18 protein-coding genes and 1 riboswitch are annotated in these 23476 nt (G+C 34.3%); of the genes, 4 read left to right on the plus strand and 14 right to left on the minus strand.

Translation table 11 applies throughout. The annotated features are described in order from the left end of the window. Window positions 1–18: 18 nt before the first annotated feature. The 5 genes from B6A10_RS04525 to B6A10_RS04545 form a co-directional block, all read right to left on the minus strand. On the minus strand, window positions 19–1956 hold the full coding sequence (locus B6A10_RS04525) for a glycoside hydrolase family 97 protein (RefSeq protein WP_188219884.1): 1938 nt from the start codon (window positions 1954–1956) through the stop codon (window positions 19–21). 4 nt (window positions 1957–1960) lie between these two features. Continuing rightward, entirely contained in the window at window positions 1961–2803 is an 843-nt protein-coding gene (locus tag B6A10_RS04530; RefSeq protein WP_188219885.1) for a sialate O-acetylesterase, read from the minus strand. Between the two features lie 32 nt (window positions 2804–2835). Next, window positions 2836–5298 (minus strand): glycoside hydrolase family 95 protein, encoded by a 2463-nt coding sequence (locus B6A10_RS04535; RefSeq protein WP_238929361.1) that lies wholly within the window; start codon window positions 5296–5298, stop codon window positions 2836–2838. 304 nt (window positions 5299–5602) lie between these two features. Continuing rightward, window positions 5603–7552, minus strand: a complete 1950-nt coding sequence (locus B6A10_RS04540; RefSeq protein ID WP_188219886.1) for a RagB/SusD family nutrient uptake outer membrane protein — start codon at window positions 7550–7552, stop codon at window positions 5603–5605. Window positions 7553–7564: 12 nt separating this feature from the next. After that, window positions 7565–10663, minus strand: coding sequence for a SusC/RagA family TonB-linked outer membrane protein (locus B6A10_RS04545; RefSeq protein ID WP_194431812.1), 3099 nt, complete (start codon window positions 10661–10663; stop codon window positions 7565–7567). 491 nt (window positions 10664–11154) lie between these two features. Here B6A10_RS04545 and B6A10_RS04550 point away from each other — a divergent pair, with 491 nt between their 5' ends. After that, complete coding sequence (locus B6A10_RS04550) at window positions 11155–11877, plus strand: hypothetical protein (RefSeq protein ID WP_188219888.1); 723 nt, start codon at window positions 11155–11157, stop codon at window positions 11875–11877. 85 nt (window positions 11878–11962) lie between these two features. Here the strand turns inward: B6A10_RS04550 and B6A10_RS04555 are convergent, their stop codons facing one another. Further along, a complete protein-coding gene (locus tag B6A10_RS04555) occupies window positions 11963–12628 on the minus strand; it encodes a DUF3826 domain-containing protein (RefSeq protein ID WP_188219889.1) in 666 nt (221 codons plus the stop codon). Between the two features lie 197 nt (window positions 12629–12825). Here B6A10_RS04555 and B6A10_RS04560 point away from each other — a divergent pair, with 197 nt between their 5' ends. After that, entirely contained in the window at window positions 12826–13326 is a 501-nt protein-coding gene (locus B6A10_RS04560; protein ID WP_188219890.1) for a tetratricopeptide repeat protein, read from the plus strand. A gap of 69 nt (window positions 13327–13395) precedes the next feature. On the opposite strand, the gene B6A10_RS04565 is transcribed toward B6A10_RS04560, so the two are convergent. Continuing rightward, the gene (locus tag B6A10_RS04565) at window positions 13396–13923 is read right to left on the minus strand and encodes a DUF4252 domain-containing protein (protein WP_055093559.1); all 528 of its coding nucleotides are present in this window, start codon (window positions 13921–13923) and stop codon (window positions 13396–13398) included. Window positions 13924–14119: 196 nt separating this feature from the next. Between B6A10_RS04565 and B6A10_RS04570 the strand changes: the two genes are divergently transcribed. Both B6A10_RS04570 and B6A10_RS04575 read left to right on the plus strand, forming a co-directional pair. After that, on the plus strand, window positions 14120–15577 hold the full coding sequence (locus tag B6A10_RS04570; protein ID WP_188219891.1) for a S41 family peptidase: 1458 nt from the start codon (window positions 14120–14122) through the stop codon (window positions 15575–15577). A 54-nt stretch (window positions 15578–15631) separates the two neighbouring features. Continuing rightward, window positions 15632–16246 (plus strand): N-acetylmuramoyl-L-alanine amidase family protein, encoded by a 615-nt coding sequence (locus B6A10_RS04575; protein ID WP_055093331.1) that lies wholly within the window; start codon window positions 15632–15634, stop codon window positions 16244–16246. A gap of 67 nt (window positions 16247–16313) precedes the next feature. Here the strand turns inward: B6A10_RS04575 and B6A10_RS04580 are convergent, their stop codons facing one another. From B6A10_RS04580 to B6A10_RS04610, 7 genes are all read right to left on the minus strand, one after another. Then, complete coding sequence (locus B6A10_RS04580; RefSeq protein ID WP_055093333.1) at window positions 16314–18227, minus strand: TonB-dependent receptor plug domain-containing protein; 1914 nt, start codon at window positions 18225–18227, stop codon at window positions 16314–16316. A gap of 99 nt (window positions 18228–18326) precedes the next feature. Continuing rightward, a riboswitch (cobalamin riboswitch) is annotated at window positions 18327–18657 on the minus strand. A gap of 98 nt (window positions 18658–18755) precedes the next feature. Further along, window positions 18756–19277 (minus strand): alpha-ribazole phosphatase, encoded by a 522-nt coding sequence (cobC, locus tag B6A10_RS04585; protein ID WP_055093336.1) that lies wholly within the window; start codon window positions 19275–19277, stop codon window positions 18756–18758. After that, window positions 19262–20047, minus strand: a complete 786-nt coding sequence (locus B6A10_RS04590) for an adenosylcobinamide-GDP ribazoletransferase (RefSeq protein ID WP_055093338.1) — start codon at window positions 20045–20047, stop codon at window positions 19262–19264. Before B6A10_RS04590 ends, cobC begins: the two co-directional genes overlap by 16 nt. 24 nt (window positions 20048–20071) lie before the next feature. After that, the gene (gene tnpA, locus B6A10_RS04595) at window positions 20072–20509 is read right to left on the minus strand and encodes an IS200/IS605 family transposase (RefSeq protein WP_055093340.1); all 438 of its coding nucleotides are present in this window, start codon (window positions 20507–20509) and stop codon (window positions 20072–20074) included. Between the two features lie 206 nt (window positions 20510–20715). Then, window positions 20716–22392: a nicotinate-nucleotide--dimethylbenzimidazole phosphoribosyltransferase gene (gene cobT / locus B6A10_RS04600; protein WP_084817127.1), complete on the minus strand. Its 1677-nt coding sequence runs from the start codon at window positions 22390–22392 to the stop codon at window positions 20716–20718. A gap of 40 nt (window positions 22393–22432) precedes the next feature. After that, window positions 22433–22942, minus strand: a complete 510-nt coding sequence (gene cobU / locus B6A10_RS04605; RefSeq protein ID WP_188219892.1) for a bifunctional adenosylcobinamide kinase/adenosylcobinamide-phosphate guanylyltransferase — start codon at window positions 22940–22942, stop codon at window positions 22433–22435. 105 nt (window positions 22943–23047) lie between these two features. After that, window positions 23048–23434 carry a DUF5522 domain-containing protein gene (locus B6A10_RS04610; protein WP_238929362.1) on the minus strand — a complete coding sequence of 129 codons (387 nt, stop codon included), beginning with the start codon at window positions 23432–23434 and terminating at the stop codon, window positions 23048–23050. Window positions 23435–23476: the final 42 nt, after the last annotated feature.

A 23476-nucleotide genomic window follows, 5' to 3' on the forward strand; every position in this document is an offset into this window, starting at 1 on the left:
TCAGATTTATCGTTAATATTAATTTCGAATTGGATTTAAAGAAACTACAAAACCACCTCTACGGAGTAGTTTTACGTCAATAGTATTTGTTTTATCTACTACCATTACTTGTGAATTAAAATCCTTATCGTGCTTACCATCAGCAATGATAACGGCTCGATAACTCATCCCTTCTTTCAAAAAGTCCAACTTGATTTTCTTTGTTTTTTCCTGACGCTCAGAAGCACTAATTCCACCAATATACCAAGTATCCCCTTTTTGTCGTGCCATAGTAACTTCTTGCCCCGGATAACCATCAATAAGTTTGGTGTTATCCCAAGCTGTTGGCACGTCCTTCAAAAAAGTTTTGGCTTCATCAGGAAGTTCATAATAGCCTTCTGGTCTGTCTGCCAAATGTTGCAAAGGTGATTCGAAAATTACGGAAAGTGCCAATTCATGTCCGTAAGAAGTATGATGCGGAAATTGCGAATTGGTAAACGTAACAGGCGTATAATCCATTGCTCCAACAATATTTCTTGTAAAAGGTAAAATAGTATTATGCTCTGGTGCTGTTACACTGAATTCAGGGCCATTATTATACCATTCGGCTCCACGTACAGCTTCGTAAGTCATCAAATTAGGATAGGTTCGAGACCAACCACGAGGTACAATACATCCATGAAAATAAACCATCATTTCAAATTGGGCAGCATCTTCCAAAATATCAAGATAGTATTGTATCATATTTTGCTTTTCGCTTTCAAAAAAATCGATTTTAACCCCAGCAACACCTAATTTTTTCAATTTTGTAAATTCTTCCACTCGATTTTCATGGGTAAGCATACGGTCTTTTGGAGTAGAAGAAACCCAGGTATGATCTCCTCCGGAATTATACCACATCAACGGTTTTATACCTTTAGAATGAATGTATTTCAAGGCGTCTTCAAGATTTCCGCCGTTTGTCATTCCGTCCCATTCCCAGTCTAAAAGGGTATAAGGCCAATTCATTTTTACAGCCAAATCAGCAAACTCGCAAACAATTTTATAATCTTTCGTTCCGTGATTACTCGACCAATAATTCCAGGATACTTTTCCTGGTTTCACCCAATCTGTATTTTTAAAACGAGTAGGAGTCGATACATCTTCAACCAAAGTGCTTTCTACAATATCAGCCAAACTACCAATTGTAATGACCCTCCAAGGTGATTGCCATGGAAGCGTAATACTCGGATTTGATTCTCCTGTTCCTCTACCATCTCTGGGATCCGGAAAAGTAAGTTTATATGTATTTACATCCTGCGTATTACTTAATTTTGTTCCACAATAATTGCGGTCTAAATCAGCTTCGTGTAGCAAATACCAACAGGATTTGTCAACAGAATTGAATAAGGCAGGATAGCACCACTCTTGTTGCTGCAATTTATCTTCACTAGAAGCAGCATACAAACCTTCATTGGCAGAATTCCATTTTTCTAACCATCGCATACTTTTATTTGGAATTTCATACGCAGTAAATTCATCTTTTAAACTATAAGTTCCTTTTTTTTCAGGAAATTCATATCGAAAAGTAATTCCGTCATTATAAGCTCTAATGATAAGATTTAATTTAGCTTTGCTTGGATTTTCAAATGAGATCACCACTTCGTTGGCTTCATTATCACGCACTGCTTTTTTTCCAAAGGGAAGTTCATAATGTTCCTTTATGCTTTTTGATTTACTTGCCTTTAAAAAAAGAAGTTCTTTCGAAAAATCCTGATCATTTCGAGACAGTCCAAGATGTACTTTTGGAAGAATTTCAGATGTATTATTATCTGTATTGTAGGATACTTTCAGATACCATTCGCCTCTATTACCAGCATTCATAGAGAACAATTCCACCCTATTTTTTTTATTTGGGGATTGTAATTTTAATTGCTGGGAAAAAGCCGTAAGTATTCCAAAGAAAAATCCAATAAATACATATATTCTGAATTTCATACTCTTATTTATTTTTCGTTAATTCAAGCATTTTTGCAGCATATCGTTTTCCTAACATTCTATACCCTTCAGCCGTGAAATGAAGATTATCTTTAGCATCTGGACAACCGCTTGAAGAAATCACATAAGAATTTGGAATAACTTCTGGTAAAGTAGCAATGATTTTGTTCATGCTGGCACATACTCCCCCTTGATCTGCATGAACCACTTCTCCGGCTAATAATGGAGTCGATTCGGCTTTCAGATTTAAATCTTTCAACAAATTATCATACACCACTTTTACTTTTTTGGTCCAAAGTGTATCACCTGTATTAGATTCTCCCTGATGTAATAATATTCCTTTTATTACACCCGTTTTTTGAGCAATTTTAGCCATTTCCACTAATCTGGCATAAGGATTTCCATCATACTGTGCCACCGTGTTTTTTAACCAATCTGGCGATGTACTTACATAGGATTCATAATTATCTTTGTCAAAAAGTTCAATTTTACAGCCACCAACAGCTACATTGATGACTCCAACTTTTACATCATCAGGCAAATTAGCTATCATTTCTCTTCCAAAATAATCGGATGGAGTCAATCCTGTAGTACAACGGCTTAAAGGCGGAACAGCAGTATACCAATTGCCTTTTTTTCTATGCAAATTATCACAATCTACAGCTTCCAAAACCTGAAATCTACTATTTACAATGGTATCTTGTGGTTCAAACTTAGCATTCCCTTCCATATTTGATTGTCCAAGGCACAAATAGATATAAAATTTTGGATTAGGCTTTTGGGCAAATAAATTGACTCCTAAAAGCAAGATCATAATAAAAGAAAGCTGATGTAATTTATTTTTCATAATTCAAGTTGGTTATGGTTAATTTTAATAGATTATTCAGATTCAAATTGATATGTAGAATCTTTTTGAGTAGCTAAATCGACTAAAATAGTTGGTTTTAATTCCAAAGATTTTATACTTGATTCTTTAGAAATAATCGGCGGCATTGTTTCATCAACAAAATAAAAAGGATTTAAATTTTTGCCCTTTGCTTCCAATAAAACTTCACCTGACTTTAGTTTTATTCCGTTAGGCAAACGCAATCGAAGGTTTCCTCCTAGATTTGATTTTATAATCAGCTTTTTAATTTTAGCATTTTTCCAGCGCATTTCTACAATCTCAAATCCTCCTCTTGCTTTAATTCCTTTGACACTTCCTTCCTGCCAAACTTCTGGTAAAGCCGGAAGTAAATGAACAGCTCCATCGGAACTTTGCACTAACATCTCGGTAATTCCGGAAGTGCAACCAAAATTTCCATCAATCTGAAAAGGCGGATGTGCATCAAATAGATTGTTATAGGTTCCGCCTCCATCGGCATTTACTCCTAAAGGTGTTAGTTGATTCTGTATTAATTGATACGCATGATTTCCATCCTGCATCTTTGCCCACCAATTAATTTTCCAACCCATACTCCAACCAGTAGATACGTCTCCACGCTGCAATAAAGTATTTCGGGATGCGGCAAATAATTCGGGAGTTCTGTAAGACGAAATTTGATTAGAAGGAAACAAACCATATAGGTGTGAAATATGACGATGATTATCCTTTGGACTATCAATATCATCAAGCCATTCCTGAAGTTGATTATGTTTACCAATATGCATTGGAGCCAAATGACTTCGCTTTTGCTCTAATGTTTCGATTAATTCTTTATCATAATTTAAAATTTGTGCCGCTCGAATTGTCGTACTAAAAACATCATAAACAATCTGCGTATCCATTGTTGTCCCGGCATCTAACGAAGTGCCATTATGAGCAATCGGAGCATTCTCAGGAGAATTGCCCGGGTTTATCACTAACCATTTATATTTTGGATGCTCCACTAAAAAATCGGCGTAAAATAGAGCCGCACCTTTTAAAACCGGATAAACCGATTCTAAAAACTTCTGATCTCCTGTATAAAGATAATGTTCCCATAAATGCTGACTAAGCCATCCGCCACCCATTGTCCAAAGTCCCCAGAATGCACCATCTACAGCTCCGGTAATGCGCCAGATATCTGTATTATGATGAGCCATCCAACCACTGGCTCCATACATTGTTTTAGCTGTTTCTTGTCCGGTAACTGCTAAATCTTTTATCATTTCAAATAAAGGCTGATGCATTTCAGACAAATTCGTTTTTTCCGCTGGCCAGTAATTCATTTCTGTATTAATATTGATTGTATATTTACTATCCCAGGCAGGTCTTAAACTATTATTCCAAATTCCCTGTAAATTAGCAGGTTGTCCTCCAGGCTGAGAAGACGAAATCAGTAAATAGCGACCGTACTGATAATACAATGCTACAAATTGAGGATCATTGGTATTTCTAAAATTTTTCAAACGCTCATCTGTTGGTAAATTAGCAGCTGGAGTCGTTCCTAAATCCAATTGCACCCTATTAAAATATTTTTGATACGCTAAAACATGTTCCTTTTTTAATACCGAAAAAGATTTACCTGAAACTTTTTTAATTTCCTCAATTGCTCTTTGATTTTCATCACCGTTTACATCTTGATAATTATTAAAATTTGTTGCAATGCTTATAAATAAAGTTGCGGCATTGGCTCCTTTTACGATAAGAGAAGAATCTTTTTGAATTAATTTTCCTCCCTCTAATTTTACACGAGTAATTCCTTTAAATCGAATCAAACCTTTCACCCCTTCATGATCGCTTGTAGTACCTGAAATTTCGAGATCTTTATTTTTATTTACTTTAAATTTCTTTATTTTATGAGGAGAAGTATAAGCAGTAGTAAACGAAATGCTTCCTTTTTTGCTACTAGTTAGATGGAGTATTATCACTTTATTGGTAAAAGAAACAAAAGCCTCTCTGGTATAAGTTACTCCATCAACCTGATAAGAAGTTTTTGCTATTGCTTTTTCTATATCCAATTCCCTTCTGTAATTAGAATATTTTTCATGCCCTTCAAAATTTAAATTCAAATTTCCAACCGATTGAAACATTTGCCCGTGTGATTTTTTAGATACAAATGCTTCATTAGCTAATTTTTCTGCCTCTTTATATTTTCCTTCAAAAATCATTTTTTGAAGTTCCGGTAACACTGCTAAGGCTTTCGGATTGTCGTTTCTGTTAGGGCCACCACTCCAAACCGTGTTTTCATTTAATTGAATAATTTCATTGCTCACATTACCATAAACCATTGCACCTAAAAATCCATTTCCAATTGGTAATGCGTTTTCCCAAACCTTTCCCGAGGGCTGATTATACCACAATTTAAGCTCCTGATTATATTGAGGATAAATGAAAGACACCCTAATTAAAAAAAGCATTACTATTATTTTTCTCATCATAAATTTTATTTTTTATTCGAGTTAAAACAATCCAACTCTTCAAAATATGTGTTTAAAAAACACTTATAAAAAAGAGCAAAAAAATTTATCGCATTAACTTAAAATAACTTTTGTCCAACTCTAAAACAAATTAATTAAAAAGCCGAGAGTAACCAGCTCCCGACTTCTCACGTAAAAAACAAACATTAACCAAATTATTAAATGAATTCTTAAATTCTTTTACTATTTCTTTAATTTGAAAAGTGCTTTTAATTAACCAGTTGGATGAAATTATTTTTTGATAATTTCACCCAACGAGTTTTAATTAATTATTATATCCCGGATTTTGATAAGCAGCTTTCTCTGCATCACTCATTTCCATTAAATCTATCTGTCCCTGAGGAATAGGACGTAAATAGTGATAAGGCTCAATAGTTCTGGTAACAAGCTGTGGCGTATGCTGACCATAATTCGAACCACCAATCGAGTAAGTGCCTGCAAGTTCATTCCATTTTTGAGTTCTTACTAAATCATACCAGCGATAGCCTTCTCCATAGTATTCGCGTGAACGCTCTGCCAAAATATAATTAATATCAATTATTGCAGGGGTCGCACTGGTTAATAAAATACTATTATCTGCATTTTTAGCCATATTACCATTATTATCCCAACGCCATTTTCCTGCACGAGCACGAATTACATTGATAAGATTTCTCGCAGTCATAGAACCAGTCGCTCCTTTTACTGCTGCTTCAGCTGCAACAAAATAAAGTTCTGAGAATTTAGCTATCGGGAAAGGTCTTGTACTTCCTGCATTAGGTTGTCCTAATCCTCCATCATTATCGGTACGATATGGTCCTAATTTCCATAACCCAGGATACACAATTCTACTTATTCCTTGTGGAGAAATAACATAATCAGACCTGCCTGGTAAAACTCCTGCGCCTACACCACTATCACCTGCTCCTGAAGGATATGAAATTGCTGTGGTTGGTTCATCATTTAAAAAAGTTAGAATTGCACTATTAGGAGTTACAGCTAATGAATTAGCATTAAAAAGAGTTGTTACATCAGTCAAACCTGTACCTTTTAGATTCCAGTTTCCACGATATACTGCTGTAAATGTTCCATCATATCTGGAATCATTAGTTTTATCAGCAAACGTTTTAGTGAATACTTCTATAGGTGGAGCCATTCTTGTCCAAGGTCGTCCTAAAAATTGATCCGCGGCACGCTGAACGCTAGAAACTGATGTCCCAGATGCATTTTTACTTCTTATTGCGGTATAATTCCATGTTCCCATCCAACCTGCAAAATTATCTGGTGAGCCACCACTTCCATAAGAAAGACTTCCTCCGTTGTAATATTCACTTTCTTCAGTATGATCAGCATATAACATCATTTCTTTATTACGATCATTAGCCCCTAAATTAACATCATAATAATAATCTAATAAACCATATGAACCTGGATTATTAATACCCTCTAATGCAATATCATAAGCTTTTTGAAAGTACCATTGTGAATTATGTCCGTCTGGATCAGTTCTAGGTGTATCTGGATAAGTTGGAATATTATTTGGATTTTCTAACCACCAGGCATATGTCAAATATGCTTTTGCCAGATACAAACGAGCTAACGTTTTTGTTGCTGTTCCTGTTAATCTTGGAGTATCAGGCAATTCATTAACTGCAATTACTAAATCCGGAAAAATAGCTTTAGTGTAAACCTCAGATACTGTATTTCGTTTAGAAGATCTTGATGGTTTAGTATTAAATTTCAATTCGCCAGCTCCTAAATCTAAAGGTACACCGCCAAAATTCTGCACTAGTAAAAAATAATCAAAAGCTCTAAAAAATCTGGACTCAGCAATTAAGCTGTTTGCCACTCCCACTGCTGCTCCATTTTCAATAATTCCGCTGGCAGTATTGATATCATTATAGGAATTATTCCAAACAACATCAGCTCTACTAGACGTTGGGTTGATTACTCCAACACCCGACAAATCGTGATCTTTAAAATTACCATCAGCACTTTGTGCATAGGTATGTTCATCTGTACCCGTTTGGACAGAATTGTAATAATAAGCTTGTCCGTAAATCCAGCGCAAATGTGCATAATGTGAAGTTAATCCCTGTATTACTCCCTGCTCTGTTTTAAAATAGCCTGGCTCATAAAAATCATGTGGCTTTTCTTCTAAAATATCAGAGCACCCTGCAAAAGAGAATAAAACTACTGAGCCTATAATTATTCTTCTTAAAATATATCGTTTCATAGCTCTTGCAAATTAAAATGTTAAATTAAGTCCAAATAAATAATTTCTAGTTGAAGGCGTGTTTGTACCAATAATCGGAAACCTGCTATTGTATGACGCTACTGCCTGATTTTCATTTCCTAATGAATTTGGTTCCGGATCCATTCCAGACATTTTATGGTACGGAGAGAACAGTACAAAAGGATTTTGTGCTGTAACATAAAGTCTTAGTTTTTCAATACCTAAATCTCTTATAAACTGCTGATCCAATGTATACCCTAGCGTTATTGCTCTGATTTTTACATACGATGCGTCAAAATACCCCATAGTTGACATATACTTCGGATTATCTCCACTTCTAATACCTCTTGGATTAGGGAATTCAGCATCCCTATTATCCGGTGTCCAGTAATCTACATCAACATTACTTCTTCTACCATTAAGAAGATTAAGATAACTCGCTCCACCATAAAGTGTACTAATTAAAACTCCGCCACTTTTAAACGCACCAACAGCCGAAAAATCAAAACCTTTATATGTCAAATTAGTATTAAATCCACCTTGAAAATCAGGATCTGTATCAATAATTTGTCTATCACTAGCATTAATTGCACGTGTTGGTGAACCATCTGGATTAAAATCTCCTGTATATTTAACTTTAATAGATCCAACCACCGTTCCTTGTTGATCAATTCCGGTAGGACCTGGTTCGTATATAGACATATAAGGATCCCCTTCCTGCCAGATGCCTACTTTTTGATAATCATAAATAGAATTGATATTATGACCTACAAACCAGCTATTTCCCTCATCTTTTGTAGCTCCTGACGCCAGTTTAACTAGTTTGTTATTGTTAGCATACAGGTTAAAACCAACTGTCCAAGTTAACCCTTTAGGATTATCTAGAATAACACCGTTTAATGCTATTTCGAAACCTTTATTTTCAGTCTCTCCAATATTTGCAACATAACTGCTCACACCTCCTGTTGGTGGCAGATTCACACTTTGCAGGACATCGGTTGTATGTGTTGTATAATACTCAATTGTTCCTGATAAACGATTATTAAAGAACCCAAAATCCAATCCATAATTCCAGGTTGTAGAGAATTCCCATCCTAAATTCGGGTTAGGAGCTTGAGTAACATATACTCCTGTAGAGTTTGTACTTCCAAAATTATACGGTCTGGTACCTAAAGCCCCTAAAGTTGAATACGGAGCTACTGCCTGATTAGAAGTTTTTCCATATCCCGCACGCAATTTCAATAGATTAATCCATGATTTTTCTTTCATAAAAGATTCATTCGAAACTGTCCATCCTGCAGAAACAGCTGGATAAGTAAACCATTTATTGCCCGGAGCCAATCTTGACGAACCATCTGAACGAACTGTTCCGGAAATAAAATATTTATTATTATAGGAATACATTAATCTCGCCATATAGGAGGTTAACCCCCACTGTGTATAATCCTGGTCTCCAGGGTTTATAACGGCTTCTTCTTCACTCTGACCTAAGTTGTAAAACTGAAATGCATCCGAAGTAATGCCGTTTCTTGTTATTCGGGAACTGTTGCTAGTACGTTGTTCATTTGAATATAAGCCAACAAAATTGATGGTATGTTTTTCGGCAAAAGTCTTATCATAAGTCAACAGGTTCTCAATAAGCCATTGTGTTGACAATGTATTACTAATGGATGCATTTGAAATCGTTGTTGGATTTACATCAAATACACCAAAACCTTCATAATATCCACTGTTAGAAGTACGAAAATTTAATCCGGTATTTAATCGGTACTTCAATCCTTCTATTCCGGGTATTTTTACCTCTGCAAAAATATTATTATAGGAACTAAATGCTCTGGTTTGATTAACATAAGAATCTCCTAACCCCTCGATAGTTTTTCTGGTATAAACCCAGTTTTCATCAGCCCCCATTCTAACAGTTCTTTTCAAAGATCCATCTTCATTATACGGATTAGCTAAAGGAGATGTTCCTAAGATAGTACCTGTACCAATATTATCTCCATTAGTGACTGCATAGTTACTATTTGTGGTGAATCCAATACGAAAAATTTTTCCAATTTGTTGGTCTAAACTTCCTCTAAGATTAAAACGTTCATATTTTTGACCTGGTAAGACAGCCTCTTCTTTATAATAGCCCAAACCAGCACTATATGAACCAAACTCAGTACCACCGGAAACACTTACATCATGACTTGACATTTCACCAGAACCATATAACAAATCCTGCCAGTCTATGTTAGTATTTCTTGATTCATCAACCCCGTCTGAATATAAAGTTGAATAATCACGTAATGCAGCAAACTTAGTACCATCCATCATATCATATTTACCAAAAGTCTGTTTAATACCACTAAATCCATTATAAGAAAATCTGGCTTTTTGATTTTTATAACCTTTATTCGTAGTAATCAAGATAACTCCATTTGCTCCTCTGGAACCATAAATTGCAGTTGCAGAAGCATCTTTTAAAATATCAACAGACTTGATGTCAACAGGATTAATATCTCCTATCTGACCTCCGAATGGAACTCCATCAAGTACCACCAACGGATCATTATCCCCTGTAAGAGATCTGGTTCCTCGAATTCGAATTTGCATAGCAGCTCCAGGTTTACTAGAGGTCTGAGTTAATTCAACCCCTGCTACTCTACCTTGTAATGCTTGTGTCACGTTTGCTGCTTGCACTTCATTTAACTCTTTTCCTCCTATCGAGGCTACAGATCCGGTCACAGCTTCTTTTCGTTGCGTTCCATAACCTATTACTACAACTTCTTTCAAAGTTTTAGCTCCTTCTTGTAAAGTTACATTGATCTTCGTTTGTCCTTTTACCACAACTTCTTTACTCTCCAACCCCACAAAACTAAATACAAGAACTGCATTCGAAGGTACTCCTTTAATAGAATATGCCCCATCAAAATTTGTCATTACACCTGTATTAGTCCCTTTGATTAAAACATTAGCACCAGGAATTGGACCATTAACATCCGACACTACTCCTGAAACAACCGATTGCGCTTTTGCTCCAATAGAAAAAACAAAAAACATCAGCACAATAAAACTAAACTGTCTTTGATAAAGAATTTCCCTCTTAATATTAAAATAGTTAATCATAAAAAAAAATTAATTGGTTAGTTAATAAATTATTAAACTATAAATACTTCTACGAATACATAAAATCAATTTTAGCTTAATAAGAATACAAATATATAAAATAACGCAATCGGTTGTTTGTTATTTTTTATTTTTTTATAAAAAATATTCTTGTCTTTTTTTTACAATTATAAAATAACAACCATAATAAATTAAGAAAACAATAATACAGCTATCCATAAATGCGCAAGACCCCTTTACTAATCAGCTAACAAACCCATCTGGCATAAACAAATGTTTATTTTATTTTAAATGCATAAAATTATTCTGAAAGTATTCTTAAATCTTCTAAAAAATAGTTCGAATTTCATTCTAACTTATTCGCAAAACAGCAATCTTAAAAATTAAAGATTGCTGTTTTTTTTTTATTTATTGCTAATTTATTTTTATTTATTCTAAATAAACAAATAATTTTATATTTGCCATTCCAAATTAATTTAAATCACACATTTATGAAAACAAACTTTTTGAAAAGTATAATTCTTTTTTTGGCACTAACAGTTAGCCCGTCACTACTTGCTCATGCTTTATGGATTGAAACCAAAGCCACAGGGACAAAGGGAAAACCTCAGGAGATCTCGGTGTTTTTTGGAGAATTTTCAGAAAACGACATTACTAAAACCGAAAAATGGTTTTCTGATTTAAAAGATTTCAAATTATTAGTAATTAGTCCATCTAAAAAAGAAATCTCGTTGAAACCAAATGCTTTAGAAAACAAATACCAGGTGTTTTTTACACCTGAAGAAGAAGGTGTTTACACCGTTGTAATGCAACACACTGTAAAAGATGTTTACGGAACAATGATTCTGGATTACAACTCCAGCGCTACTATTGCAGTAGGCAAAAACTTGGTCGGAAACGAAGCCGTTTCTAACACGAATAAAATAAGCGTTTTTACTGAAAATGCTGTTGCTTTGTCTAAAAACTCAAAAATAACCTCCATTGCCCTATACAACGAAGCCATCGCTAAAGAGCAAAAAATTAAAGTTATTGCGCCAAACGGTTGGGAAAAAGAATTGTGGACAAATGAAAATGGTGAATTTTCATTTACACCAATCTGGTCTGGAAATTATATGATTGAGTTCACACAAACCGAGAAAAAAAGCGGAGAACACAACGGAAAACCTTTCGATTCCATCTGGAAAATGGCAACATACCAAATTACTGTGAAATAATTTTCCCATTTTTACCCAAAAAAGGTCTTTAATTTTAACGTTAAAGACCTTTTTTTATGAATATTGTCAAAAGACAATTCTTCCTTTAGTTCTGCTTTTTAGCTGCTGCAGCTGCTTTTTCAGCTTTTACTTTCTTAACATAATCACTAAACATCTGACGCCAGTTACGACCGTGATTATTTAAATATTGCTCCGCCTGTGTTTTATAAATTTCGAAAATTGCCGAAATCTCTTTCATACTTTTATAATCCACCGCCTGTTCACGTGCTTTTTCTAACATTTTTTGAATTTCAGCTCTTTCTGTTGCTGTCAAATTAGGCACGATTGCTTCATATCCTTTCATCGTAAAAGCCACCTTTCCGATGGTATATTTATCCAAAACCAAAGCCACCTGTTCCTCTGATAAATCTTTACGCAATCCATCCATTAAATTTTGATGTACCGTAGAAGGCATGGCCGAATCAGCAATAATTTGTCGGTGTAAATCAGAAAGCGGTTTTCCGTCTAGTGGATTAATTCCGGCAGGAACCGTCGAAAAAGGATGCGAATTATGCCATTCTTTCACCGTAGCCAAATGAGTTGACACTACCTGAACCAATCGGCTTTCTTTTTCACTATTATTTAATTCTAAAGAATGAATCCACTCTTTTGCTTTTGCAGCATCTTCATCAGTAACGGTTTGCGCATTTGCAAACGCACTAAAAGCCATAAAAGCCACTAACAGGGCCACTTTAATTTTTTTTGTTTTCATATACTATTAATCTTAGGTTGGCTATCAATATTTTGACAGCAAATTTTTATAGGTGTTAAAAATACAATTTTAAATACAATTGCAGAATTGTATCAAAAATGAAGCCTAAAAGAACATATTTAAAAAAAAAACACAAAATAAAATTTACTAGCTAACAATTTTCTCTTTGCACTTCCCGTTACCTTCAAAAAATCATCATGAAAAAACCACTTTTAATCTGCTTACTGTTTTTATCCGCTTTTAGTTGGAGTCAAACAGCTGAAAACTATTTTGACCAGGCATTAAAAAAATCGAAAGCCGGAAATCCAAAAGCCGCCATTGCCGATTATGACAAAGCCATAAAACTCCGACCTGCTTTTGATAATGCTTATCTGAACAGAAGTATCGAAAAAATTAAACTAAACGACCTTAAAGGCGCACTGGAAGACGTTAATAAAACCTTGGAAATACAAGACGACAATATGTATGCTTACACCACCAGAGCCAACATTTATTACAAACTTCAGGATTACAAAGCGGCTCTAAAAGACTGCAATGTAACCATAAAATATAATGCCGCTGATTATCTAACGTATAATCTGCGGGGATTGACTAATGTACATCTGAAAGATCCTAAAAGTGCCTGCGAAGATTTTCAAAAAGCCGCTCAAATGGGAAGTCAGAGTGCCGTTAAAAATCTGAAAAATTTCTGCAAATAAAACATAACTTCTAAAACTAAAAAAGCTGTTTCCGATAAGAAACAGCTTTTTTTATGATTTGAAATTAACTTATTTTTGGGTAAGTTTTTTAAGTTCGGTTCCTCCCGGAATTTGCATTTTATCGGTTAAAATTGGAATGTCATTTAAACTAAAAACCCCGGTTAACGACATCAAGACCGAACGGTTAATTCCATTAGCATCGTCATCAATAAACATCACAAACTCTTTGAGTTGGTTGTTATTTCCGGCGCGTTTCACATCAATAGTAACTTGTTTTCCGTTTTCATTTACTTTTTTCAACTCTTCCAAAGAAGCTGATTTAATGTAACTATCGGCAACATCTCTCATTTTTTTAGCCGCCGTACTATTAGTCGTTGAAAAAACTCTTAAATCGTCTAAATTTTGAATTAATTTCAAATATTGTAAGGTCTCTTTGTCGGAAGCATCCACTTTTACCTTACTCATTAATTCAAACATTTTTTTATTCACTATTACCGAAACAATCTCTTCCTGACCGTCAAATTGGTCAAAAACCGTCTGACCGTAAAACGAACCAGAAGCAAAGACAATCAACAAAGTAATCAGTATTTTTCTCATTTTCATGTTTTTATATTAAAATTATTCTCTGTTTTATTGAAAGTATTACCATTATTGTGCCAAAAAAATTTTATCTACACAGCCGCAAAATAGGTAAATTTACACTCTGATTTTAATTTTCTTTGTTATAAAAATCACAAATTATAAAACTAAAGATAGTACTTTTACACTTAAAGCCCTAATCGATATTCGAATTATGAGAAAACAACAGCTTTATTTACTCTGCTTTTTTGCTGCATTTTTGTCCTTCCAAAGTTGTCAGGATTATGATGATAAATTGCCTGAACCAACCGATTTGGATGTTCAAAAATTTATTTGGAGAGGATTAAACGAACTCTATTTATGGCAGACCGATGTTCCTAATTTAGCAGATAACCGATTCAATAATAACTTAGAATATTATGATTTTCTGGAACAATATACTCCCGAAGATTTATTTCAAAGTTTATTATACCGTCCTCCTGGATCGGATGATGCAGCACAATATGGTGCTGTAGATCGCGACAGCTGGATTGTGAGCGATTATCTTACTTTAGAACAACAATTAGACGGTACTTCCAAAAGCAATGGTATTGAATTTGGCCTTAGTGCCCTTCCTAATAATAGCAATCAAATAATTGGATACGTACAGTATATCATCCCTAACTCTGACGCCTCAACAAAAGATATAAAAAGAGGTGAAGTCTTTTATGGCATCAATGGAATAAGCTTAACTCAGAATAATTTTCGTAGCTTATTATTTAGTTCAAACGAAAATTATGTTATGAATTTTGCCGATTTAACTTATGATTCCAATAACAATCCGGTAATTACACCCAATGGAAAAAGCTTTGATTTAACCAAAACAACGCTAGCCGAAAATCCGATTTTCCTAAAAAAAGTAATTACAAATGGAACACATAAAATTGGTTATCTAATGTATAATGGATTCTATCCCTCTTACGACACTCAACTCAATGATGCTTTTGGCTATTTTAAATCAGAAAACGTTACTGATTTAGTTTTAGATTTAAGATACAATGGAGGAGGCTCTGTAGCAACTGCAGCCCGCTTGGCCAGTTTAATTACCGGACAATTCACCGGGAAAATTTTTAATGAATTGGCTTATAACGAAAAAAAATCCTTCCTTAACCGAAAATATACTTTTGTTAGTACTCTAAGCGGAAATCCTTTAAACAGTTTGAATCTTTCTACCGTTTATGTATTAACTACCAGAAGTACAGCATCAGCCAGCGAACTTATTATTAACGGTCTTGATCCTTATATCAATGTTATTCAAATAGGCGATTATACCTATGGGAAAAATGTAGCTTCGGTTACCCTTTATGACTCTCCTACTTACACTAAGGCAAATGTAAACCCCAGCCATCGTTATGCCATGCAGCTTATAGTTGCCTACTCTGTAAATGCAGCAGGTTTTGGAGATTATTTTTATACGGGTTTAAAACCGGATTACCAACTAACCGAAAGAATAAAAACGCTGGGGGTTTTGGGAGATCCCAGCGAACCTTTATTAAGTACCGCCATTGGAAAAATTACCGGAACTTCTAAATTCATTGTCCCTGAAAAAACAATCCCTGATTTTAAATATTTAAATGATTCTAAAATACTTAGAGGACAAAACATGATGTATTTTAGCACAGAAATACAATAATTTTATTAAAAAATAGTTTACATTAGTAACAATCAACCATTTAAAACAAACCTTATGAAAAAAATTGTTTATTTGTTACTAATTTCACTAGTAATTGTATCCTTTGGATTTGAAAAATCAACAGATTTTGCCCCAAAAAAAATCAACGTAGTCATTGATTTAGGACATGGTGGTACTGATTTTGGTGCTACTATTAAAAACATTCATGAAAAAAATATTGTAGAACAGATCGCAAAAAAAATTAAATCTACCAACAAAGATGTTCAACTTTATTTTACCAGAACTGAAGATCAATTTGTAAGCTTACAGGATAGGGTGAATTTCATCAATGAACTTAAACCGGATTTAGTTTTATCGATACATGTCAATGCCAATAGAGATAATCAAAAATCCGGGGCAGAATTCTTTATTGCTACTCAAAATGATTTTTCAAAAAAATCTACAGAAATAGCAAATGAGTTAAGCACGAAACTTTCAGAAAATAATTTTATCAAAATAAATACACTTAAAACAGCTCCTTTTTTCATACTTAAAAATACCAAAGCTCCTGCATTACTTTTAGAACTGGGATATTTAACCAATGAAAATGATTTTAAATACTTAACTGACGGTGATTCTCAAGATAAAATTGCTAATTCGATTTCAGAATATCTTTCAAAATTACAATAAAAACAGAATCCTATACAAACAAAAATGCCGCTATATAGCGGCATTTTCATTTGTAAAAGAAAATCAATTACAAATTGATATTCAACCCTAATTTAAAATTTCTTCCCCGGGTATTATACCCAATTACTTCATAAAAGTCTTCATTTAAAATATTTGTCGCTGAAGCAAATACTGTCATTCGATTTTTGATTAGCTCGTACTTAGCCGTTGCATTCAATAATTTATAAGCAGCTGTAACAACCGAAGTTTGTTCGTAAGTCACCGGATCAAACAAAGCATCCGGCTTTTTATCCACAAACTGATAACTTACATTAAAAAAAGTTCGGGTCGTTGGTTGATACTCAACTGCAGCATTTACTTTGTGTTTTGGCACATACAAATTCAAAGCTTTTTCTACCTGAGTAAAAGTATAATTTCCTATCAGATTTAATTGTTTAGTTACAGCATAAGTAAACATAGTTTCAACTCCTTTAGCATTATACTTCCCGTCGATATTATCATAAGCAGCTGAGACAAAAACAATAGAATTATCTTCTTCTCTATAAAATGCCACGGCATTTACATTGATTTTTTTATTCCATAAATCCAATTCAAAACCAGCTTCAACCGTACTGTTTTTCTCTGGTTTTAAATCTAAATTCCCATAAAATGAAGCATACAACTGATACAAACTTGGCGTAATATAAGCGGTACTGTAGGAACTCACCAATTTCAAAGGAATCTCTGAAAAAGAAAACGATGGATTGATGTTGTACACAAAATTATTCCCGTATTTACTATGAATATTTAACCTTGCTCCGGCATTAACATTGAATCCAAAATCCGAATTATAAACCAATGTAGCATAAGGATCTATAATATTGAATTTGGCCAATTCATTTTGAATATCTCCATAAGGCGTTAAATTAACCATATCAAAAAACTGAAATTGCGCCCCGCCAATAACAAATAATTCTTCTGAAATTTGGTATTTATTAAATGCATCTGCATTTACATTTCTTGACTTATAAGTCGATAAACTTTCATAACTATATGAATCTCTGTTCATCCACCCCACGGCAGTATTAACCACTAATTCTCCTTTTTCATATTTATACTTTGGAGAAAAACCTACACGAAATTGCTCTGATTTTCCATAATTACTTAAATTATCAATAAAAGAATCGGTATCAAAATCATATTTAAGACGATCGTAATTGGCAAAAAAATCAAAACTTAATTTTTTTGTTGGTGTAAATCCAAGTTTCACAATACTATTTACTCTGGAAGAATAATCATCTTCAAATTTTTCAGCATCATTAGTCGGTCTGGCCTGAGACATTCCGCCAACTTCAGAACTGTTTAAAGCTCCAAAATAATTAAACTTTTCTGTTTTTCCATTAAATGAAAATCCCTGATTGTATTCCTGAGCTGAATAATCTTTTTCCTGAGCTGTGGTTTGCGTACCCACATTCAGATACACATTTCCGGCAATAGCTTTCTTCTCGGCCTTTTTCAAAGTAATATTAATCACTCCTGTTGCCGCTCCCGTACCATAAAGTGTACTCGCCGCCCCCTTCATTACCTCTATACTTTCAACCTGTTCCACCGGAATTAAACGTAAATCGTATTCTAAATTAATATTAGACGCATCAGTTACCGGAATCCCATCAATTAAAATTAAAGTTTGACGATTGCGTCCTCCACGAATTGAATATTTCAAATCCTTTCCTGCGCCACTCTGATTTCCGTTAATTTCTACTCCTGCAACAGTACTTAAAACCTGAGCGATGGATTGTCCCGGCCTTTTTTTCAAATCATCTGAAGTGATTTTAACAATTACTTTTCCCGATTTTTCTTTTGGCAAAGCAAACTTAGAATCCGAAATAACCACCTCATCTAATTCATTGGTTCCCGACAAAACAACTCCTTTTTTTTGTGCAAGAGCACAAGTACTTATTAATACGAATAACGCACTAATACGAACGATTTTTTTGTTCATTTTAATAAAACATTTAGTAACAGTACTACTGCTACATGACTACTAATTGGGAGAAAAGCATAGAATTACCCATACCCAAACCTTTTTTCCCGAAAGTTTGATACTCGATGTAATAGGCAGGTCTCCTGGCTTGCGTCTTGTTGTTGACCTTCCCATCCAATTTTTGATTTTAGATTTTTGATTTTAGATATAACCTAAAATCTGAATTCTAAAATCTACAATTAAAACAGTGGTTTTGTAGATAACAACAAGCTTGATAGCTTACAGTTGCGGGTACAGCTCAAGATTTTTGATTAGTAATCCTTAATTTTTAGATTGCAAAAAAAATTCTGAAATCTAAAATCGTTAATCAACATTCATCAATCACTTGATTCCCTTTTAATGCTATTTTCCTAATCGAAAAACAGCAACCTCAATACGGCGGCAAAGATAAAACTTAATTCAGCTAAAAATCAAATTTATCTATACATTTGATTCCAGCAAAACAAAACACTAAAAACCAACACCTTAACAAAAAACAAGTTAAAATTAAAGTTCTAATTTTAAGACAGCCCCAAAATCTACTTTATTCATAAAAGCATCTTTTAAAGGCAAATTAGAAATCGCACAAAGAATACTTCTAATCACTCCGGCATGAGTCACTATCACTATTTTTTCTGCACTATTTGGAATAATTTTTTCCTTCCAAAAATCAGTCACCCGATGATGTAAATCCACAAAAGATTCTCCGTTAGGAACACTAACATTTACAAAATCATTCATCCAGGGAGTAAAATCAGTTTCCGGAATAGCATCCCATTTTTTCATTTCCCAATCTCCAAAATCCATTTCCATTAATCGGAAATCAGTCGTAATTGAAGAGGCTAAAAAATCAGCCAATTGAACACAACGCTTTAACGGACTGGAATAAACAATAGCTTCATTAGGAATTTGCGTTCTTATAGATTCAAATTGTTCTAAAAAAGGTTCTTTCAAACCCACATCTGACTGACCGTAACAAATGCCTTTTTCACAAATTGTTTCGGTATGACGCACTAAATAAATTTCCATATTGCAATTGCTGATAAATAAAAAACCACTTCACAAACTTGTTGCGTTGCCCCCAGACAATCGCCTGTATAACCGCCAATCCATTTTTGAAAATATCGGGCTAAGAAAAATCGGCTAAGAAAAACCGGAAGTAAAACAGCCCAAATTTGCCAATAAAAACAGGACAACAGCAACAAAGGAAACAATCCAAAAAAGAAAGCGCCTAAAACCTCTCTCCAACTGTAAGCCTTTGCAATAGGCTTACTTTTGCTTGTGGCATCTTCTCTTGAATATTCATGGGTAAAAACAATGGAGATAGCAGCCAAACGACTTACTGCATGAGCAGCCAAGAATAAAAGCAAAATCTCAAAATTTGAACTTTGATTTATCCTTATTAATTCGACCAAACTTTCAAATTTCAATAAAAAAAGCAATACTAAACCAATCGCACCAAAAGCCCCTATAGCACTGTCCTTCATAATCATCAGGATTTTTTCCTTAGTCCAGCCGCCGCCAAAACCGTCACATACATCGGCAAAACCATCTTCATGAAAAGCTCCGGTGACTAAAACCCCAGTAATCATTGAAAGCAACACCGCAATTTCAACTGAAAAAAGAAAGGAAGTCATATAAAAAATCAAAAAACTAATTCCTCCTACAATCCAACCAACTAATGGAAAATATCTGGAAGCTTTATTTAAGTAATCCGGATGATGATTTATGTTTTTAGGACAGGGAATCCGGGTATAAAACATTAAGGCTGTAAAAAATATATGGAGTTCTTTTTTCATTATTTATAGTTATCGCTCTTATTTCTAATTTATCATTTTTTTAAATCCATATCTCAGTATAAACTCATCATATTCCTCTTGGAAAGTTTTCTTTGTATGATGTGTCTCTTGATTTTTAATGTAATCCCTAACTTTATCAACAATAGATTCTGATACTGAAACTGCAAAATATTCATCCTGCCATTCAAATTTCTCTTTCGTTAACTCATTCTTATTAATCCAAAAAGAAGATTCTCCTTTTATAAGTTGCATTACTTTTTGAATATTTTGATCAACTCCTAACGAAATAAGACAATGACAATGATCAGAATATCCATTTATAAAATCTATAAAAATTCCTTTTTGATTGGCATTTTCCCGAATATACTGCCAAACTTTTTGACGCAATTCAATTGAATCTAAATAAGGAATTCTGTTTTTAGTACTCCAAACACAATGAATATAGACTTTTACAAATGGCATCTCTTTATTTTTTTAATTGTTTTTAAAAATTTGGCTAAAGCCCAATCAAAGATTATCTTTTGTTCCAATAGCTAAAGCTATTGGCAATCCATAAAAAGCTTCATAACTCAAATAATTATCTCTTCAAAAATCAAATCCAGTATTGAATTGCCTCCAGATTTATCTGGAGGCATATGGAGTTCTTTCCAAAATTGGCTTTAGCCAAACTATTTCTCACTCACTCCGGCACTTTCAAAACTTGCCATTTCATTTAAAAAAGCCACCGCCGATTGCACAATTGGAAAAACCAATGCACAACCTGTTCCTTCTCCTAAGCGTAAATCCAATTGAAGGACAGCATTTACGCCCAAATAATCCAATAGTTTTTTATGTGCTTTCTCAGCCGATTGATGACTAAAAATAGCATTTTTTAAAATTTCCGGATTCTTTTTAAAAGCAATTAAAAAAGCTACGCTGCAAATAAAACCATCCACCAAAAAAATCATATTTTGCTGAAATGCTTCGAGCATTCCGCCTGCCATTTGTAAAATTTCAAATCCTCCAAAATGAGTCAAATAACTATCTAAATCCTTTGAGCCTTTATAATTTTCAATCGCTTTTCTTAAAATATCAATTTTGAATTCCAGTTTTTCGTCAGTAACTCCCGTGCCTCTGCCCACACAATCTTCGATGGAAAAATTACACAACACACTCATCAAAACCGAAGCCGTAGCGGTATTTCCAATTCCCATTTCGCCAAAACCAACACAATTACTGCCCTGCTTGGCGATATTCGTCACAATTTCAGCGCCTTTAGCAAAACAGAATTCCATTTGCATTTTGCTCATTGCCGAACCACTCAAAAAAGAATGTGTTCCCTTATCAGCCTTAGCCGAAATCAATTTTGTATTCGAAGGAAAATCATAATTCACCCCCGAATCTACAATCGAAAGAGCAATTTTATTTTGCTTGCAAAACACATTAATTGCCGCACCACCTTCCAAAAAATTAGTAATCATCTGGCGGGTTACATCCTGCGGATAAGCGCTCACCCCATATTGTGCAATACCATGATCGGCTACAAAAACAACCAAATGAGGCTGTTTAATTTCGGGCGTTAAGGTTTGAAAAACCGTTCCTATTTGTAAAGCCAATTTTTCAAGAATACCCAATGACCCCGTTGGTTTGGTTTTTTGATCTATTTTATGTTGCAAAGCAATTGCCGAAAATTTACTATCCTTTTGCAAAATCGGATTGTTTTCTTTTACTTTTTCATCAATTAAGGAAAGAGCCTTAATCTCAGTTACACAAGGCGCTTCTGATTTTTGCTTCCAATGCAGTTGTTGCAACATCGGCTGCTTATCATAATCGGTTGCCGGTTTGCCTACGCAAAAATACCCCAGAGGTTCGATATGTTCGGGCAACCCTAGTATCTTCTTGAATTGGTAATAATTCAAAATCGAAACCCAGCCCATCGAATAGCCTTGCTCCGTAAGTGAAAGCCAAATATTTTGCGCCGCACAAACGGCACTAAACTTAATCGCTTCGTTACTTCCTACGGTTCCAATTGTAAAATGATTCAGCACCGAACGATCATAACAAATTACCAAACCTAAAGGAGCTTCTTCAATAGCTTCGAGTTTTAAAGCCTGATATTGCGCTTTTTGCAATTCGTCATCGGTACTTTTAGCGGCTTTTTGATCGTATTCTAAAAACAAATTCTTCACAGCCTTTTTAATTTCAGCCGAATGAATTAAATAATATTTTGTCGCTTCGGTCAAGCCTACTGATGGTGCCCAATGTCCCGCCTGCAAAGCTTTTTCTATCACCGCATCAGGAACAGGATCTGAAGTAAAATGACGGGTGTCCCGGCGTGATTTTATTATTTCATCTAATGTTTTCATCAAATTTGCTTTTCGTTTTTAACCAACTAAAAAAACCGAATTACCCTTTTATTGTTACCGGAATTCCGGAAACCATCAACACAACTTTATCGGCTTTTTTGGCTAAATATTGATTCATCCAACCTTGTAATTCGGTGAATTTCCGACCAATGTGTGTATCAGCATGAACCCCCATTCCTATTTCATTTGAAATAATAATGATAGTAGCATTCGGTTGATTTGCCACAGCTTCAAATTCAGCCTTTGCTTGACTCAAACTCAGTTCCACATCATTTTTTGTATCCACAAAAAAATTAGTCAACCATAAAGTTACACAATCAATTACAGCAACCTGACCTGAAAAATCAATTTCGCTCAAAAACTTTTCTTTTTCAACATTAATCCAACGCTCGTCACGATCTTTTTGATGACGGTCAATTCGTTTTTGAAAATCATCATCCCATTTTCGAGCCGTTGCTACATACATAGGTCTTTCCGATAATTCTTTGGCTATATTTTCAGCATAACTGCTTTTCCCGGAGCGCTCTCCTCCTGTTATGAAATAGATCATTTTTAATTATAAATGGTTAATTATACATCTTAATTTCTAATTGTATTCCCTAAATATTAAACTCTCCTGTACCTCACAACTCATTTCCCATAACTCATAACTTTTTTAGTATGGACAATGACGACAACCATTGCCGCAGCAACTGCCTCTTTTGAGATGAAACCAGGCTTTGAAAACATAATTCCCGTTTTCTAAATAATAATCAATTCCTTCAATTAAATGCGTTGTTTTAGGCAAATCTTTCGCTTTGTTATCTAAGGCTTTTTCCGGAGTAATTGTGCTAACATATTCGTCAATTTTGAGCGAACAGCTATTTTTAAAACATTCGGGACACAAACAATCGGCTCCTTCAGAAAGCGAAAAAATGGGCGGAAAATCATTACACCAACACTTTTTATCCGTGCTGCTATCGCCACAGTTAAAAGAGATGCCACAAGAAGAACAACATTTGACTTTTATAGTATTCATGAGGTAAAGATAGTATTTGTTCATTTTTTTATCCTAAAAAATAAACAGGAACTTTTTTTATATTTT

Origin of the sequence: Flavobacterium pokkalii (genome assembly GCF_014596575.1) — a bacterium.
Classification (GTDB): domain Bacteria; phylum Bacteroidota; class Bacteroidia; order Flavobacteriales; family Flavobacteriaceae; genus Flavobacterium; species Flavobacterium pokkalii.